Source organism: Xanthomonas bromi (assembly GCF_900092025.1).
Classification (GTDB): Bacteria; Pseudomonadota; Gammaproteobacteria; order Xanthomonadales; family Xanthomonadaceae; genus Xanthomonas; species Xanthomonas bromi.
The window spans coordinates 21,608-35,086 of record NZ_FLTX01000034.1 but is presented as its reverse complement, the minus strand read 5'-3'; the positions used below and the strand labels follow the sequence as shown (position 1 = coordinate 35,086).

Below are 13,479 nucleotides of genomic sequence, written 5' to 3'. Positions count from 1 at the left end.
ACACCACCGACAGCACCCACAGACCCACTGCGGTGGGAAAGACACGGTGTGCGTCCGTCACCAGCACCGGCTGCGGCCCGTACAGCCAGCCCAGGCACCACGCGGTCACGATGCTCTGCACGATCACGCGGCCGACGCAGGCGCGGTATTCCAGGAACGACTCGAACAGCCGCACCAGCCTGTCGTTGCGCAACTGCCTGGCGGCAAGAATCAGGCCGGGCGCTGTGCGGTGGGGAGGGCTAGGCATGAGGGTCCGCGGTGTCGGAGGGGAGGGTGCGCCGGTAATGCCTGACCAGGAGACCAGCAGCGTTGGCCACCGCAATGAAGCGTTGCGCCAGCGTGTTGCCCAGCGCATCGTGGCTCGCCGCGTCGCGCAATTGGTCGCAGGCCTTGAGCAATTGCTGCGAGCCGGTCATTGAAACGGTGTTCTTGAGCGAGTGGATCTGCTGCAAGGCCTGCGGCTGGTGCGTGTCGGCATCGCCGAGCGTGCACGTGGCAATGGCATGTTCGATCTCCAGCACGAAGGCATCGGCGAATGCTGCAGCTGCCACCGGATCCAGGCCAGCCATGGTGTGCAACGTCGAGCCGGCCTCGATGCGTGGTTGCGCGTGGGCGGCGCTGTGCCGGGCATGCTCGCAAGCTGCATTCGCCTGCCCGTGGATGCGCAGGCGTTGCAACAGGCTGGCAAAGGGGCCGCGCACGGTCGCCATCTATGCCAGAGCGGGAACGCGGCAGGTGCGGCCACCACGCGTGCAGCGTGCAGGCCACATGCGCCAGGCCGGTGCATCCGGCTGCAGTACACGCATGGACAAGGCCGCACCGATCGTTGCAATCATCCAACCGCACTCAATCGCGGAAGTTGTCGAACTGCAACGGCAGCTCGACGTCGGCCTTTTTCAGCAGCGCGATCGCATCCTGCAGGTCGTCGCGCTTCTTGCCGGTGATGCGCAGCTTGTCGCCGTTGATCTGCGCTTCGACCTTGAGCTTGGCTTCCTTCAACTTGGCGACCAACTGCTTGGCCTGCTTCTGCTCGATGCCCTGCTTGACGGTCACTTTCTGCCGCGCGCCGGCCAGGTTGGTTTCCATATCGCCAAATTCCAGGCAGCGCACGTCGATGCCGCGTGCCAGCAGCCGCGCGCGCAGGATGTCGGTCATCTGCTTGACCTGGAAATCGCTGGGGGCGGACTGGTTGATCACCTTGCCGTCTTCCAGCTCGAACTTGGCCTCGACCCCTTTGAAGTCGAAACGCGTGTCCAGCTCGCGGTTGGCCTGATCCACCGCATTGGTCAGTTCGTGCTTGTCCACTTCGGACACGACATCGAAGGAAGGCATGCAAAGCTCCGGCTATTCGAAAATAGCCGCCATTCTAGGGCATCGTGCCGTGGGGGCCGTCATGCGGGCATTGGCGGGCGCGTCAGTGTCGCGGCGATAATGCGCGCATGCCGACCACCCGCTCCCCGCTTCCCGCCATCGCCTGGATGGTGGCCGCCGTGGCCTGTTTCTCGCTGATGGATGCGGGAATGAAGCTGCTCGCGGCGCATTACCCGCCGCTGCAGGTCACCTTGTTGCGCGGTGCCGCGTCGTTGCCGTTCGTGCTGGTGTGGGTGTTCGCCACCGCCGGGCCGCGCGCGATCGTGCCGGTGCGCTGGGGCCTGCATCTGCTACGCGGGGTGCTGGGCATGGTGATGATCGGCTGCTTCGTCTACGGCTTGAAGCGCATGCCGCTGTCCACCGCCTACACCCTGTATTTCATCGCCCCGTTGCTGGTGGCTGCGTTGTCGGTGCCGCTGCTGGGCGAGCGTGTCGGCCCGCGCCGCTGGACCGCGATCGGGATTGGTCTGGTCGGGGTGATCGTGGTGCTGCGCCCGGGTGTGGACGGGCTGATCTCGCTGCCCGGCCTGATGGTGCTGTTGGCAGCCACCGCCTATGCCGTCGCGGCGATCACCGTGAGTCTGCTGACCCGCACCGATACCCCGCAGGCGATGGTGGTGTGGTTTCTGCTGTTCATGGCGGTGGGCGCCGGGCTGCTGGCGATCCCCGGCTGGGTGCCGCTACAGGCCGGGCACGCCGGCCTGATTGCGGGCATGGGCTTGGCCGGCGCACTGAGCCAAGTCGCGCTGACCAATGCCTTCATGCGCGGCGAGGCCTCGATGATCGCCCCGCTGGAATACACCGGGCTGGTCTGGGTGATCGGCTGGGACTGGCTGCTGTGGCACACCCTGCCCGACAGCTGGACCTGGACCGGCGCCGGCATCATCGTCGCCAGCGGGCTGTATTTGTTGCGCCGGGAGCGGATACGGCGGGCTGACAGGCCGCCGCCGTTGGATAGGCCGTGATTGGGGATTGGGGATTCGGCATTCGGGATTGGCAACAGCGGGGGTGCCGTTGTCCTTGCGAATCCCCAATTCCTAGCGGCCGTGATTGGGGATTCGGCATTCGGGATTGGCAACAGCAGGAGCGCCGTTGGCCTTTGCGAATCCCCAATCCCCAATCCCGACTCCCGGCAATGAACATTGACTGGTAGGCTTCACGACCCCCCAATCGGCCACGCGCGGTGATCCAGTTTCAGCGCCTGCACAAGTCCTACTCCGTCGACGGTCGCCAGATCGTGGCGCTGCATCCGCTCGATCTGCGGATCGGTGCCGGTGAGGTGTTCGGCATCATTGGCCATTCCGGTGCCGGCAAATCCACGCTGATCCGGCTGATCAATCGGCTGGAAGAGCCCAGCGGCGGGCGCCTGATGATCGGCGAGGAGGACGTCACCGCGCTGGACAGCCAGGGCCTGCGCGCCCTGCGTCGCCGCATCGGCATGATTTTCCAGCACTTCAACCTGCTGTCCTCGCGCACCGTGGCCGGCAACGTGGCGTTCCCGCTGGAACTGGCTGCCACCCCACGCGCCGAGATCGATGCGCGCGTGACCGAGCTGCTTGCCCGGGTCGGGCTGCAGGAACACGCCAACAAGTATCCGGCGCAACTGTCCGGTGGGCAGAAACAGCGCGTGGGCATTGCGCGCGCGCTGGCCACCCGGCCGCAAATCCTGCTGTGCGACGAGGCCACCAGCGCGCTGGATCCGCAGACCACCGCCTCGGTGCTGCAACTGCTGGCGCAGATCAACCGCGAGCTCGGCCTGACCATCGTGCTGATCACCCACGAGATGGACGTGATCCGCCGCGTCTGCGACCGCGTGGCGGTGCTGGACGCCGGCAAGCTGGTGGAAACTGGCCCGGTGACCGAGGTCTTCCTGCACCCCAAGCACGCCACCACGCGGCGCTTCGTCTCCGAAGCCGAGCACGTGGACGAAGCCGAGCTGCACCGCGATTTCGCCGCCGTCGGCGGGCGCATCGTGCGGCTGACCTTCCTGGGCAACGGCACCTACGAGCCGGTGCTGGGCCGCATCGCCCGCGAGACCGGGGTGGACTACAACATCCTGTCCGGGCGCGTGGATCGCATCAAGGACACGCCGTACGGCCAGCTCATCGTTGCCCTGACCGGCGGCGACCATCACGCCGCACGCGCCGGCTTCGCCGCCGCTGGCGTGCAGGTCGAGGATCTACGCGTATGACCCCGATCGTTGCCGCCGCCGGCGGCTTCTTCCGCAATCTCGATGCCGCCAAATGGGGCGATATCGGCCAGGCCACCCTCGACACCCTGCTGATGCTGGCCGGCGCGTTGCCGCTGACGCTGCTGATCGGCCTGCCGCTGGGCGTTGCGCTGTTCCTGTGCGGGGCGCCGCAGCTGCGCCGCCGCCCGGTGTCGTACGGCGCGCTGGCGGCGTTGATCAACCTGTTGCGCTCGGTGCCCTTCATCATTTTGATGATTGCGATGATTCCGCTCACGCTGATGCTGATGGGCACCTCGCTCGGCGTGCGTGGCGCGATCCTGCCGTTGGTGGTCGGTGCCGCGCCGTTCTACGCGCGCCTGGTGGAAACCGCGCTGCGCGAGGTCGATCGCGGGATCATCGAAGCCAGCCAGGCGATGGGCGCTACCACCCGCCAGCTGGTGCTGCGGGTGCTGCTGCCCGAAGCGCGCCCCGGGCTGATCGCCGGCGCCACTGTGACCACCATCGCGCTGATCGGCTTCACTGCGATGGGCGGTGCGATCGGCTCTGGCGGTCTGGGCGATGTGGCCTACCGCGAGGGCTACCTGCGCTCGCATTCGGACGTGGCGCTGATCACCGTCATCGCCCTGCTGGTGCTGGTGCAGGTGCTGCAGATGCTGGGCGACCGCCTGGTGGCGCATTACAGCCGGCGTTGAGTGGCGCTGCGTTCAAGGCATCGCTGCCACGCGTGGCGTCTGGTAGGTTGAGGGTCTGCGGCAGGGCCGCATTCCTCCTCCCACGGATCCCTACATGAGCACATTCGCGTTTCGTTCCCTCCTGGCGGCAGCCACGCTGGCATTGGCGTCCTGTGGTGGCGGCAGTGGTAACAGCGGCGGCGACACCCTGACCGTGGCCGCCACGGCCGTGCCGCATGCCGAAATCCTGGAAGTGGTCGAACCGTTGCTGGCCAAGCAGGGCGTCAAGCTCGATGTGCGGGTGTTCAACGACTACGTGCAGCCCAACGACCAGGTCGTGCAGAAGCAGATCGACGTCAACTACTTCCAGACCGAGCCCTATCTGGACGCATACAACCGCGACCGCAAGAGCCAATTGGTGACCGTGGTCGGCGTGCATATCGAACCGTTCGGCGCCTATTCGCGCCGCTTCAAGACCCTCGCCGAACTGCCCACCGGCGCCGATGTGGTGATCCCCAACGATCCGAGCAACAACAGCCGCGCGCTGATCCTGCTCGACAAGGCCGGTGTAATCAAACTCAAGGATCCAGGCAATGCGCTCTCCAGCCAGCGCGACATCGTCGAAAACCCCAAGCAGCTCAAATTCCGCGAGCTCGATTCGGCCATGCTGCCGCGCGTGCTGGACCAGGTCGATCTGGCGTTGATCAACACCAACTACGCACTCGACGCCGGACTCAACCCCACCCGCGACGCGCTGGCGATCGAAAGCAAGGATTCGCCGTACGTCAACTTCCTGGTGGCACGTGCCGACAACAAGGACGACCCGCGCGTGCAGAAATTGGCCAAGGCGCTGACCAGCCCGGAAGTGAAGGCCTTCATCGAGCAGAAGTACAAGGGCGCAGTGCTGCCGGCGTTTTAAGCGCAACTCCTGAACTGACTGTGCCCTCCACTGGTTGGGCGTGGTCGGTGTTCGGTGCGGCTCAGACCACTCGTCCACTGCATGCTGCGCGCCGTCGACACGCATACGGCGACTGCCCTCTACGCGGGTGTAGCGTTCCTGCTCAACGGCATCCAAATCGATAGCGCTGCGCCAACGTTGCCGATGATTTCTGTGTGGTCCTTGACCGCGTTCATCAAGCCGCCGCGCTCACTGCCAGGTGAGCGCGGTCGTCGTGCCGGATCGACATCGATAGCGCCGAACACGCGCCGCTGCGCGCCAGCGTAGTAGCGTCATCGGCCATCTTTCTCAGGCACATGCCGATGCCATTGCTGCTTGCCATTCCGCTGGCCGTGATCATTGCCCTTGCGGTGTTCGTGGTGCTGTTCCCGTTGTCGTTGCTGCAGCGGTTTCGGATGGGGACTGCGCGGCGGCAGGCGCGTGGCTGGCTGCTGATGATCAATCTGGCGTCGGTCGGCATCTCCAGCGTGCTGTTTGGGATATTCAGCGTGATCGCGGCGGCGTTCTGGCCCGGTGCGATCAGCCACGCGGCAGTTGGCTGGGCCTGTGGAGTGGCGTTGGGGGTGTTGGCGCTCCGTCTGACCCGCTTCGAACGCACCACGCAAGGTCTGTTTTATCGGCCGAATCTGTGGCTTGTGTTGGCCTTGACCGCACTGGTGGTCGTGCGGGTGATCGCCGGGATGGTGCAAGGCTGGCGCAGCGCCTGGCAGGGTGTGGCCTGGCCGACCGAGGGATGGCTCAGTCATGCCAGTCTGCTCGGTGCTGCCGGCGTGCTGCTCGGTTACGCGCTGGCATATGCCACCTTGCTGTGGTGGCGCTGGCGCAGCGCGCGTCTGCGCGGCAGCGTGTATTGGCGTTGAGTGCGTGTGGCGCGGCGACGGGCTGGTGGTGTTTCGAGCGCGTACCATCCTCCGCGTCGACGCTGGCGCATGCACGCAGTCAAAAAAGCTGGACTCCGAGGCGAGGGATAGAGCGCAGATCAGGAAGACACATTGCCTCCCACAATCGCGTGTGGATCGGTGATCCTCCGCTTTGGCTTCGCGTCGTAGTTTTGCGATCCCGACGCTGCGCAACCCGCGCACAAAAAAACGGGCCTCGCGGCCCGTTTTTCTTCAACGAACAGCCTGGCTGACAGGTGCGTGCTTAGAAGCGCGCGCCGACGCCGAAGCCGACGGTCCACGGATCCAGTTCCAACTCGCTGCCGGTGCCCTGGCCGCCCACGCGCAGTTCCGGACGCGAACGCATGTAGCGGGCGTCGGCACGTGCGAACCAGGTGGAGTTGATGTTCATGTCCACGCCGACGGTGCCGATGACACCCTTGGCGGTGCTCAGGCCCACATGCTGGCCGGTGGTCGACGCCGCATCGATCTTCTCGTTGCTGAAGTTCGACTCGTAGTAGCCCACGCCCACGAACGGACGGAACACGTTGTCGGCTTCGCCGAAGTGGTACTGGCCGCTGATGGCGATCGGCTGCTGGTCGACGGTACCGACCTTGCCCACGCCATCGGCGTTGACGCGGTGGTTGAACTTGTCGGCGGCGCCCCACAGTTCAAGAGCCCAGTTGTCGTTGATGTAGTAGTTGGCGCTCAGCGTCGGTGCCGGACCGCCATCGACGTCAAGGCCCGGAGCCGGGTTGTTCTTCGGGTTCAGCAGCGCCACGCCGCCGACCACGGCCCAATGCTTGCCCGACGCGGTGTCGCCGCTGCTGGACATCGCGCTGGAAGACATCGCGCTGGAAGACGTCGATGAGGCGTCGCTGGTAGTGGTCGAGGAGGTGTCGCTGGTAGTGGTGGTGTCCTGCGCGAACGCGGACGGTGCAATCGCAAGTGCAGTTACAGCAGCCAGGCTCAGGATGGAAATGGAACGCATGAGGGTCTCCTCGTCTTGTTGTTAGGCCCGTGGAGTGGGCCGCGCCAAAACTATTCCCGAAAATCTGAATCCACGCCCACCTGCGGCTCGCTAAAATTTCGTTTGTTCAGGAAGTCCCTCAAGAAGGCCGTCGTTACGTCATGACGCTTGAAAAAGACATTCACGCAGATGCGATCGCCGTGACGAAAAAACACGTCAGCCAAGGCCTGCCCGCGCACATCCGCAGCGATTGCAGGGTGTTGCTGCTTGGTTCGATGCCAGGGGTCGCGTCATTGGAAGCCGCGCGCTACTACGCACACCCACGCAATCGCTTCTGGCCATTGATGCATGCTTTATTCGGCATTGATACAGCCGCAAGCTATGCATCGCGCTTGCACGCGTTGCTCGACCATCGTGTCGGGTTATGGGATGTCATCGGTCAATGCGAGCGGCGTGGCAGCCTGGATACGGCCATCGTGGCGGCGAGCATCGTGGTCAACCCGCTGCCTGCGTTGCTGGCCACGCTGCCGCAGCTGCGCATGGTGGCCTGCAATGGCACTGCGGCAGCGCAGGCCTGGCGTCGGTACGTCCAGCCGCTGTTACCGATGGAGTCGTACGCGCTGCCGGTCGTCGCCTTGCCGTCCACCAGCCCGGCCAATGCCGCCTGGTCGTTGCCGCGGCTGGCGACAGCCTGGCAACCGGTGTGCGATGCGGCGCGTTCGCTGCGGTGAAATGACGTGGAGTACGTGTGGCATGCGCGCGCCGTGCATCGAACGAGGCGACTGTCGCAACACCCGGCGCTGATTGCGGATGCACGCTGTTTCCACCGCTGCCGACACGCGCGCTGTGAGCGTGGAGGCCATCGGCCAGAAGTCATGCCAGCATCCGGCACAGGCCTGCGTGCCTCATCTGCGGGCATGCTGCCGCCAGCGCACAACGGGGTGGTCAGATGGCGATCAAGCACGCAATCACGATGGCAGCAGGCGTGCTGCTCGGCATGCTGGGCGCCGCAGGCGCTGCTGTTGCCGAAGACCTGCATTGCGAGGTCGGCAGTGACTACGATCTCACGCTCAACGCACGCAGCCTGATCCTGATCCGCGAATCGGGCACGCCGCAGCGGCTGGTGATGCGCCAAGGCAACTTGCTCGTCGACGACCGTTGGGTGGCGCTGAGCGCGGACGATCGCGCCCGCCTGATCCAGTTCGAGCGCCAGACCCGCGATGCGGTGCCGCTGGCGCAGGCCGTCGGGCGTGAAGCGGCCGATATCGCAGTTGCTGCACTGGGCGAGGTGGCAGCCGGCTTCAGCCGCAACCCGGACGCCACGCGCGCCCAGCTGGCAACGGTGCGCGAAAAGATCGACGTGCGCTTGAAGCAGGGTTTCAGCAAGAGCCAGCTGACTCCCATCAACATCGACAACGACATCGGCGCGCTGGTCGCCGAGCTGCTGCCGCAGCTGATCGGCGATGTGGTGGCCGGTGCGGTGCAATCCGCAATCATCGGAAACGACGTGCAGCTGCGTTCGCTCGACGGCGTGGAAGCGCGCATCGAGCGCCTGATCGAGACGCAGGCGCGCGCATTGCGGCCGCGCGCGCAGCAGCTGTGCGCGCGGCTGGAAGCCCTCGATGGACTGGACAATGCGCTGGCGTATCGTTTGCCCTCTGGCGAGCCACTGCAACTGCTGCGGGTCGATCGACGCGCGGCGAAATGATCGGCGCACGCATGCATGCGGACGCTGTATCCCGCCGGGCACGCGATTTTTCCACGGCAATGGTTGGCGCTGCGGCCCGCAGCCGGCCACAATAGGGGTTTCCCCATTCTGTTGCCGGAGTTCCCCGTATGGCCGAAATCAAGGAAGCACTTGTCCCCGATATCGGTGACTACAGCGACGTCCCGGTAATCGAGGTGCTGGTGTCGGTCGGCGATACGGTCAGCAAGGACCAGAGCCTGGTCACGCTGGAATCGGACAAGGCAACCATGGAAGTGCCTTCCTCGGTGTCTGGCGTGGTCAAGGAAATCAAGGTCAAGGTCGGCGATGCGCTGTCGCAGGGCGCCCTGGTGGCGCTGATCGAAGTGGCCGATGCCGGCGCCGACCCTGCGGCCAAGCCCGCCGCTGCCGCGCCTGCTGCCCCGGCCAAGGCCGCTCCCGCTTCTGCCCCAGCACCTGCTGCCAAGGCCGCCCCGGCTGCACCTGCCGCTGCCGAGGGTGGTCTGGTTGAAGCGCGCGTTCCCGACATCGGCGATTACACCGACATCCCGGTGATCGAAGTACTGGTCGCGGTCGGCGATACCGTCGCCAAGGACCAGAGCCTGGTCACGCTGGAATCGGACAAGGCCACGATGGAAGTGCCGTCGTCGGCCGCCGGCGTGGTCAAGGAACTCAAGGTCAAGGTTGGCGACACGCTCTCGCAGGGCAACGTGGTGGCGATCATCGCGGCCAGCGATGGCGGCGCCGGTGCGGCGCAGTCGCCGGCCAAGCCCACCACCGACACCGCCGAGACTGCGGGCAAGGTCGAGCCGGTTGCGGTGTCGGCCGAGCCGGACAAACTGGCCCAGCGTGAGATCGCGCAGGTGCAGGGCGCGCGTTCCGGCGCCGGCGCGCAGGCCGGCCAGCCGTCCGCCGGCAACCCGTCCAGCCCGCCGGTGACCTTCGATGCCGACAGCGTGCTGCCGTCCAAGGTGCCGTATGCCAGCCCGGTGGTGCGCGTGTTCGCACGCGAGCTGGGCGTGGACCTGAGCCAGCTCAAGGGCAGCGAAAAGGGCGGCCGCATCACTCGCGAAGACGTGCAGCGCTACGTCAAGGCCGCACTCAGCGGCGGCGCATCTGCCGCAGCCGGTGCTGCGCCGGCAAGCGGTGGCAACGGCCTGAATCTGCTGGCCTGGCCGAAAGTGGACTTCAGCAAGTTCGGCGAAACCGAAACCCAGCCGCTGTCGCGCATCAAGAAGATTTCCGGTGCCAACCTGGCACGCAACTGGGCCATGATTCCGCACGTCACCCAGTTCGAATCGGCCGACATCACCGACCTGGAAGCGCTGCGCGTGGCGCTGAACAAGGAAAACGAGAAGGCCGGCATCAAGCTCACCATGCTCGCCTTCCTGGTCAAGGCCAGCGCGGCGGCGCTGAAGAAGTTCCCCGAGTTCAACGCCTCGCTCGATGCGGCCGGCGAGAACCTGACATTGAAGAAGTACATCAACATCGGCTTCGCCGCCGACACGCCCAATGGCCTGGTCGTGCCGGTGATCCGCGATGTCGACAAGAAGGGCGTGCTGCAGATCGCCCAGGAAAGCGGCGAGCTGGCCAAGAAGGCGCGCGACGGCAAGCTGGGCCCGGCCGACATGAGCGGCGGCTGCTTCTCGATCAGCTCGCTGGGCGGCATCGGTGGTACGGCCTTCACGCCAATCATCAATGCGCCGGAAGTGGCGATCCTGGGCGTGTCCAAGTCGGCGATGCAGCCGGTGTGGAACGGCAAGGAGTTCGCGCCGAAGCTGATGCTGCCGCTCTCGCTGAGCTACGACCACCGTGTCATCGACGGCGCGCTGGCGGCCCGTTTCACTACCTATCTCAGTCAGGTGCTGGCCGACATGCGTCGCGTCCTGCTGTGAGGGCTGCGCTGCTGACCATCGCCGTGCTCGGCGTGCTGCCGTGGACAACGGCGGCAGCACGCGAGTGCGAGAGCACGCTCGGGCGTGGCTGGCCGCCGGCCGTGGGCAACTACGGCACCGCTGTCACCACGCTGCTGGATGGCGGCACGAAACCGATCTTGTCGTTGCTGACGCTGCCCACACATGGTGTGGAGCGCGCGGTGTCGCTGGTGCCGGGCAAGGAGGGCGCCGACTGGACCCTGCGGCATAGCCGCGCCGACGAACGCGTCTACAGCTGGGTCAGCCAGACCGACCGCGGCAGCGTGCAGTTCCGCACCGAGCAGACGCCGGAAACGGTCGAAATCCCGATTCCGGCGGCCCTGGCCAAGCGCCTGGTCAGCAACTGGACCGCGGCGTTGACCCAGCTCGCACCGAACGGACGCACTGCGCCAGTGAGCGAGGGCGAAGTGCTCTCGTTCCAGGTCGACGGCGTCCGCTACAGCGGCGCCCGCCCGAACTGCGGCGCCGGCGAGCTGCTGCAGAAGCAGGCGGCGCTGCTGATCGAAGCCAGCGAAGGCAAGGAAAAGAAGCGCGACAAGCGCTGGACCCAAATCGAATCGTCGCTGGATGAACTCCAGCAGACGCTTGCCGGCACGGCCGGTTGAGCTACAGGAGAAGCAAATGGCGGTCATTGAAATCAAGGTTCCCGACCTCGGCGATTACAGCGATGTCCCCGTCATCGAAGTGCTGGTCGCTGTCGGCGACAGCGTGGCCAAGGACCAGGGCCTGGTAACGCTGGAATCGGACAAGGCCACGCTGGAAGTGCCGTCCTCGGCTGCCGGTGTGGTCAAGGAACTCAAGGTCAAGATTGGCGACACCCTGTCCGAAGGGGCGGTGGTGCTGCTGCTGGAAACCGAAGGCGAGGCCGCCGCGCCGGCACCCGCGAAGGCCGAGACCAAGGCCGCTGCGCCGGCTGCGGCTCCCGCGGCCGCCGCACCGGGCAGCAAGCCGCCGGTGACCCCGTCACACCGCGCTCCGGCCGAACCGGCTGCGCCCAAGCCGGCGCTGTCCAGCGGCAAGGCCGCCGATATCGAATGCAAGATGGTGGTGCTCGGCGCCGGCCCCGGCGGCTACACCGCCGCGTTCCGCGCTGCCGATCTGGGTCTGGACACCGTGCTGATCGAGCGCTACGCCAGCCTGGGCGGGGTCTGCCTCAACGTCGGCTGCATTCCGTCCAAGGCGTTGTTGCATGCCGCCGCGGTGATTGATGAAGTGGCCCATGCCGGCGACTTCGGCGTGGACTTCGGCCAGCCCAGGATCGCCCTGGACAAGCTGCGCGAGTACAAGGAAAAAGTGGTCGGCAAACTCACCGGCGGCCTGGCCAGCATGGCCAAGCAGCGCAAGGTGCGCACCGTCACCGGCGTGGCAACGTTCGTTTCGCCCAATGAGCTGGAAATCGTCGGCGACGACGACAAGACCCAACTGCTGCGCTTCGAGCATTGCGTCATCGCCGCCGGCTCGCAGGCGGTGAAGTTGCCCAACTTCCCGTGGGACGACAAGCGCGTGATGGACTCCACCGACGCGCTGGAATTGCACGACATTCCCAAGACCCTGCTGGTGGTCGGCGGCGGCATCATCGGCCTGGAAATGGCCACGGTGTACAGCGCGCTGGGCAGCAAGGTCACCGTCGTCGAGTTCATGGATCAGCTGATGCCGGGCGCCGACAAGGACCTGGTCAAGCCCCTGGCCGATCGCCTGAAGAAGCAGGGCGTCGAGATCCATCTCAAGACCAAGGCCACCGACGTCAGCGCCGACAAGAGTGGCATCATCGTGTCCTTCGAAGCGGCCGTGGAGGGTGAAAAGCCGGGTCTGCAGGCGACTGCGTACGATCGCGTGCTGGTGGCCGTGGGCCGCTCGCCCAACGGCAAGAAGATCGGCGCAGAGAAGGCCGGTGTCACGGTGACCGAGCGCGGCTTCATTCCGGTGGACCGGCAGATGCGCACCAACGTGCCGCACATTTTCGCCATCGGCGATATCGTCGGTAACCCGATGCTGGCCCACAAGGCCACCCACGAAGGCAAGCTGGCCGCCGAAGTGGCTGCCGGCGAGAAGAAGGAATGGGTGGCGCGGGTGATTCCGTCGGTGGCGTACACCAACCCGGAAATCGCTTGGGTCGGCGTCACCGAGATCGAAGCCAAGGCCAAGGGCCTGAAGGTCGGCGTGGCCAAGTTCCCCTGGGCCGCCAGCGGCCGCGCGATCGGCATCGGCCGCACCGAAGGCTTCACCAAGCTGATCTTCGACGAAGACACCCACCGCATCATCGGTGGCGCCATCGTCGGCGTGCATGCCGGTGACCTGCTGGCCGAGATCGGCCTGGCCATCGAGATGGGTGCCGAAGCCGAAGACATCGGCCACACCATCCACGCCCATCCGACCCTGAGCGAATCGGTCGGCATGGCGGCCGAGGTCTACGACGGCACCATCACCGACCTGTATATCCCCAAGAAGAAGTAAGCACCGCACACGCGGCGCTGCCAACGACGCCCCGCCTTGCGCGGGGCGTCGTCGTTTTGGCGTGCTGCCAGAATGGGCTGCACGGTGTGCCAAGGCATTGCAGCCGCTACAGGGAAAGACACGGCAGGCGCTACGGAATGCGGGGAATGTTGATGTTGTGCAGCGCAATGTCTGCCGCCCGCGCGCAAGAACCTGACGATTCTCACTTGGCCGCTGCGTTGGCGACATGCCCGGGGGCCGACCCATTCGATCGTGCGTAACGGCAGGCGAAAGTGCGTGCCGTGGCAGCGCGCGCATCCGGGCTTGCAACGCCTTCCGATCCGGTATTGCGCGCGCCTGCTGGCGAT

The 13,479-nt window shown here is 65.9% G+C and carries 13 protein-coding genes and 1 pseudogene; 10 read left to right on the top strand and 4 right to left on the bottom strand.

The window, feature by feature from the left end; translation table 11 throughout:
• The 3 genes and pseudogenes from XBLMG947_RS10685 to XBLMG947_RS10675 all read right to left on the bottom strand — a co-directional run.
• Window positions 1-247 (bottom strand): annotated as a pseudogene (locus tag XBLMG947_RS10685) (hybrid sensor histidine kinase/response regulator); the annotation flags it as partial.
• Entirely contained in the window at window positions 240-701 is a 462-nt protein-coding gene (locus XBLMG947_RS10680; RefSeq protein ID WP_065468473.1) for a hypothetical protein, read from the bottom strand. The gene XBLMG947_RS10680 and the pseudogene XBLMG947_RS10685, both read right to left, overlap by 8 nt.
• 145 nt (window positions 702-846) lie before the next feature.
• Window positions 847-1,332: a YajQ family cyclic di-GMP-binding protein gene (locus XBLMG947_RS10675; protein WP_065468469.1), complete on the bottom strand. Its 486-nt coding sequence runs from the start codon at window positions 1,330-1,332 to the stop codon at window positions 847-849.
• Window positions 1,333-1,439: 107 nt separating this feature from the next.
• Between XBLMG947_RS10675 and XBLMG947_RS10670 the strand changes: the two genes are divergently transcribed.
• From XBLMG947_RS10670 to XBLMG947_RS10650, 5 genes are all read left to right on the top strand, one after another.
• Window positions 1,440-2,336 carry a DMT family transporter gene (locus tag XBLMG947_RS10670; RefSeq protein WP_065468467.1) on the top strand — a complete coding sequence of 299 codons (897 nt, stop codon included), beginning with the start codon at window positions 1,440-1,442 and terminating at the stop codon, window positions 2,334-2,336.
• A 218-nt stretch (window positions 2,337-2,554) separates the two neighbouring features.
• Window positions 2,555-3,562, top strand: coding sequence for a methionine ABC transporter ATP-binding protein (locus XBLMG947_RS10665; protein ID WP_065468465.1), 1,008 nt, complete (start codon window positions 2,555-2,557; stop codon window positions 3,560-3,562).
• Window positions 3,559-4,254 carry a methionine ABC transporter permease gene (locus XBLMG947_RS10660; protein ID WP_065468463.1) on the top strand — a complete coding sequence of 232 codons (696 nt, stop codon included), beginning with the start codon at window positions 3,559-3,561 and terminating at the stop codon, window positions 4,252-4,254. The genes XBLMG947_RS10665 and XBLMG947_RS10660 overlap by 4 nt, the downstream gene beginning before the upstream one ends.
• A 94-nt stretch (window positions 4,255-4,348) precedes the next feature.
• A complete protein-coding gene (locus tag XBLMG947_RS10655; protein ID WP_065468461.1) occupies window positions 4,349-5,152 on the top strand; it encodes a MetQ/NlpA family ABC transporter substrate-binding protein in 804 nt (267 codons plus the stop codon).
• 341 nt (window positions 5,153-5,493) lie between these two features.
• On the top strand, window positions 5,494-6,051 hold the full coding sequence (locus XBLMG947_RS10650) for a CcdC protein domain-containing protein (protein WP_065468471.1): 558 nt from the start codon (window positions 5,494-5,496) through the stop codon (window positions 6,049-6,051).
• Window positions 6,052-6,334: 283 nt separating this feature from the next.
• Here the strand turns inward: XBLMG947_RS10650 and XBLMG947_RS10645 are convergent, their stop codons facing one another.
• Window positions 6,335-7,060 (bottom strand): OmpW/AlkL family protein, encoded by a 726-nt coding sequence (locus tag XBLMG947_RS10645; protein ID WP_065468459.1) that lies wholly within the window; start codon window positions 7,058-7,060, stop codon window positions 6,335-6,337.
• A 140-nt stretch (window positions 7,061-7,200) separates the two neighbouring features.
• Between XBLMG947_RS10645 and XBLMG947_RS10640 the strand changes: the two genes are divergently transcribed.
• The 5 genes from XBLMG947_RS10640 to lpdA all read left to right on the top strand — a co-directional run bounded on the left by XBLMG947_RS10640 (window position 7,201) and on the right by lpdA (window position 13,132).
• A complete protein-coding gene (locus XBLMG947_RS10640) occupies window positions 7,201-7,770 on the top strand; it encodes a DNA-deoxyinosine glycosylase (protein WP_065468457.1) in 570 nt (189 codons plus the stop codon).
• Between the two features lie 218 nt (window positions 7,771-7,988).
• Entirely contained in the window at window positions 7,989-8,747 is a 759-nt protein-coding gene (locus tag XBLMG947_RS10635; protein ID WP_065468454.1) for a DUF2884 family protein, read from the top strand.
• A 128-nt stretch (window positions 8,748-8,875) separates the two neighbouring features.
• On the top strand, window positions 8,876-10,639 hold the full coding sequence (locus XBLMG947_RS10630) for a dihydrolipoyllysine-residue acetyltransferase (RefSeq protein WP_065468452.1): 1,764 nt from the start codon (window positions 8,876-8,878) through the stop codon (window positions 10,637-10,639).
• Window positions 10,636-11,283, top strand: coding sequence for a hypothetical protein (locus XBLMG947_RS10625; RefSeq protein ID WP_065468450.1), 648 nt, complete (start codon window positions 10,636-10,638; stop codon window positions 11,281-11,283). Before XBLMG947_RS10630 ends, XBLMG947_RS10625 begins: the two co-directional genes overlap by 4 nt.
• Before the next feature lie 16 nt (window positions 11,284-11,299).
• Window positions 11,300-13,132: a dihydrolipoyl dehydrogenase gene (gene lpdA / locus XBLMG947_RS10620; protein ID WP_065468448.1), complete on the top strand. Its 1,833-nt coding sequence runs from the start codon at window positions 11,300-11,302 to the stop codon at window positions 13,130-13,132.
• Window positions 13,133-13,479: the final 347 nt, after the last annotated feature.

What these genes read in the sequence shown, in the direction of transcription:
- XBLMG947_RS10675 (WP_065468469.1), bottom strand. Translation starts at nt 1,332, where the DNA reads ATGCCTTCCTTCGATGTCGTGTCCGAAGTGGACAAGCACGAACTGACC.
- XBLMG947_RS10670 (WP_065468467.1), top strand. Translation starts at nt 1,440, where the DNA reads ATGCCGACCACCCGCTCCCCGCTTCCCGCCATCGCCTGGATGGTGGCC.
- XBLMG947_RS10660 (WP_065468463.1), top strand. Translation starts at nt 3,559, where the DNA reads ATGACCCCGATCGTTGCCGCCGCCGGCGGCTTCTTCCGCAATCTCGAT.
- XBLMG947_RS10655 (WP_065468461.1), top strand. Translation starts at nt 4,349, where the DNA reads ATGAGCACATTCGCGTTTCGTTCCCTCCTGGCGGCAGCCACGCTGGCA.
- XBLMG947_RS10650 (WP_065468471.1), top strand. Translation starts at nt 5,494, where the DNA reads ATGCCATTGCTGCTTGCCATTCCGCTGGCCGTGATCATTGCCCTTGCG.
- XBLMG947_RS10645 (WP_065468459.1), bottom strand. Translation starts at nt 7,060, where the DNA reads ATGCGTTCCATTTCCATCCTGAGCCTGGCTGCTGTAACTGCACTTGCG.
- XBLMG947_RS10640 (WP_065468457.1), top strand. Translation starts at nt 7,201, where the DNA reads ATGACGCTTGAAAAAGACATTCACGCAGATGCGATCGCCGTGACGAAA.
- XBLMG947_RS10635 (WP_065468454.1), top strand. Translation starts at nt 7,989, where the DNA reads ATGGCGATCAAGCACGCAATCACGATGGCAGCAGGCGTGCTGCTCGGC.
- XBLMG947_RS10630 (WP_065468452.1), top strand. Translation starts at nt 8,876, where the DNA reads ATGGCCGAAATCAAGGAAGCACTTGTCCCCGATATCGGTGACTACAGC.
- lpdA (WP_065468448.1), top strand. Translation starts at nt 11,300, where the DNA reads ATGGCGGTCATTGAAATCAAGGTTCCCGACCTCGGCGATTACAGCGAT.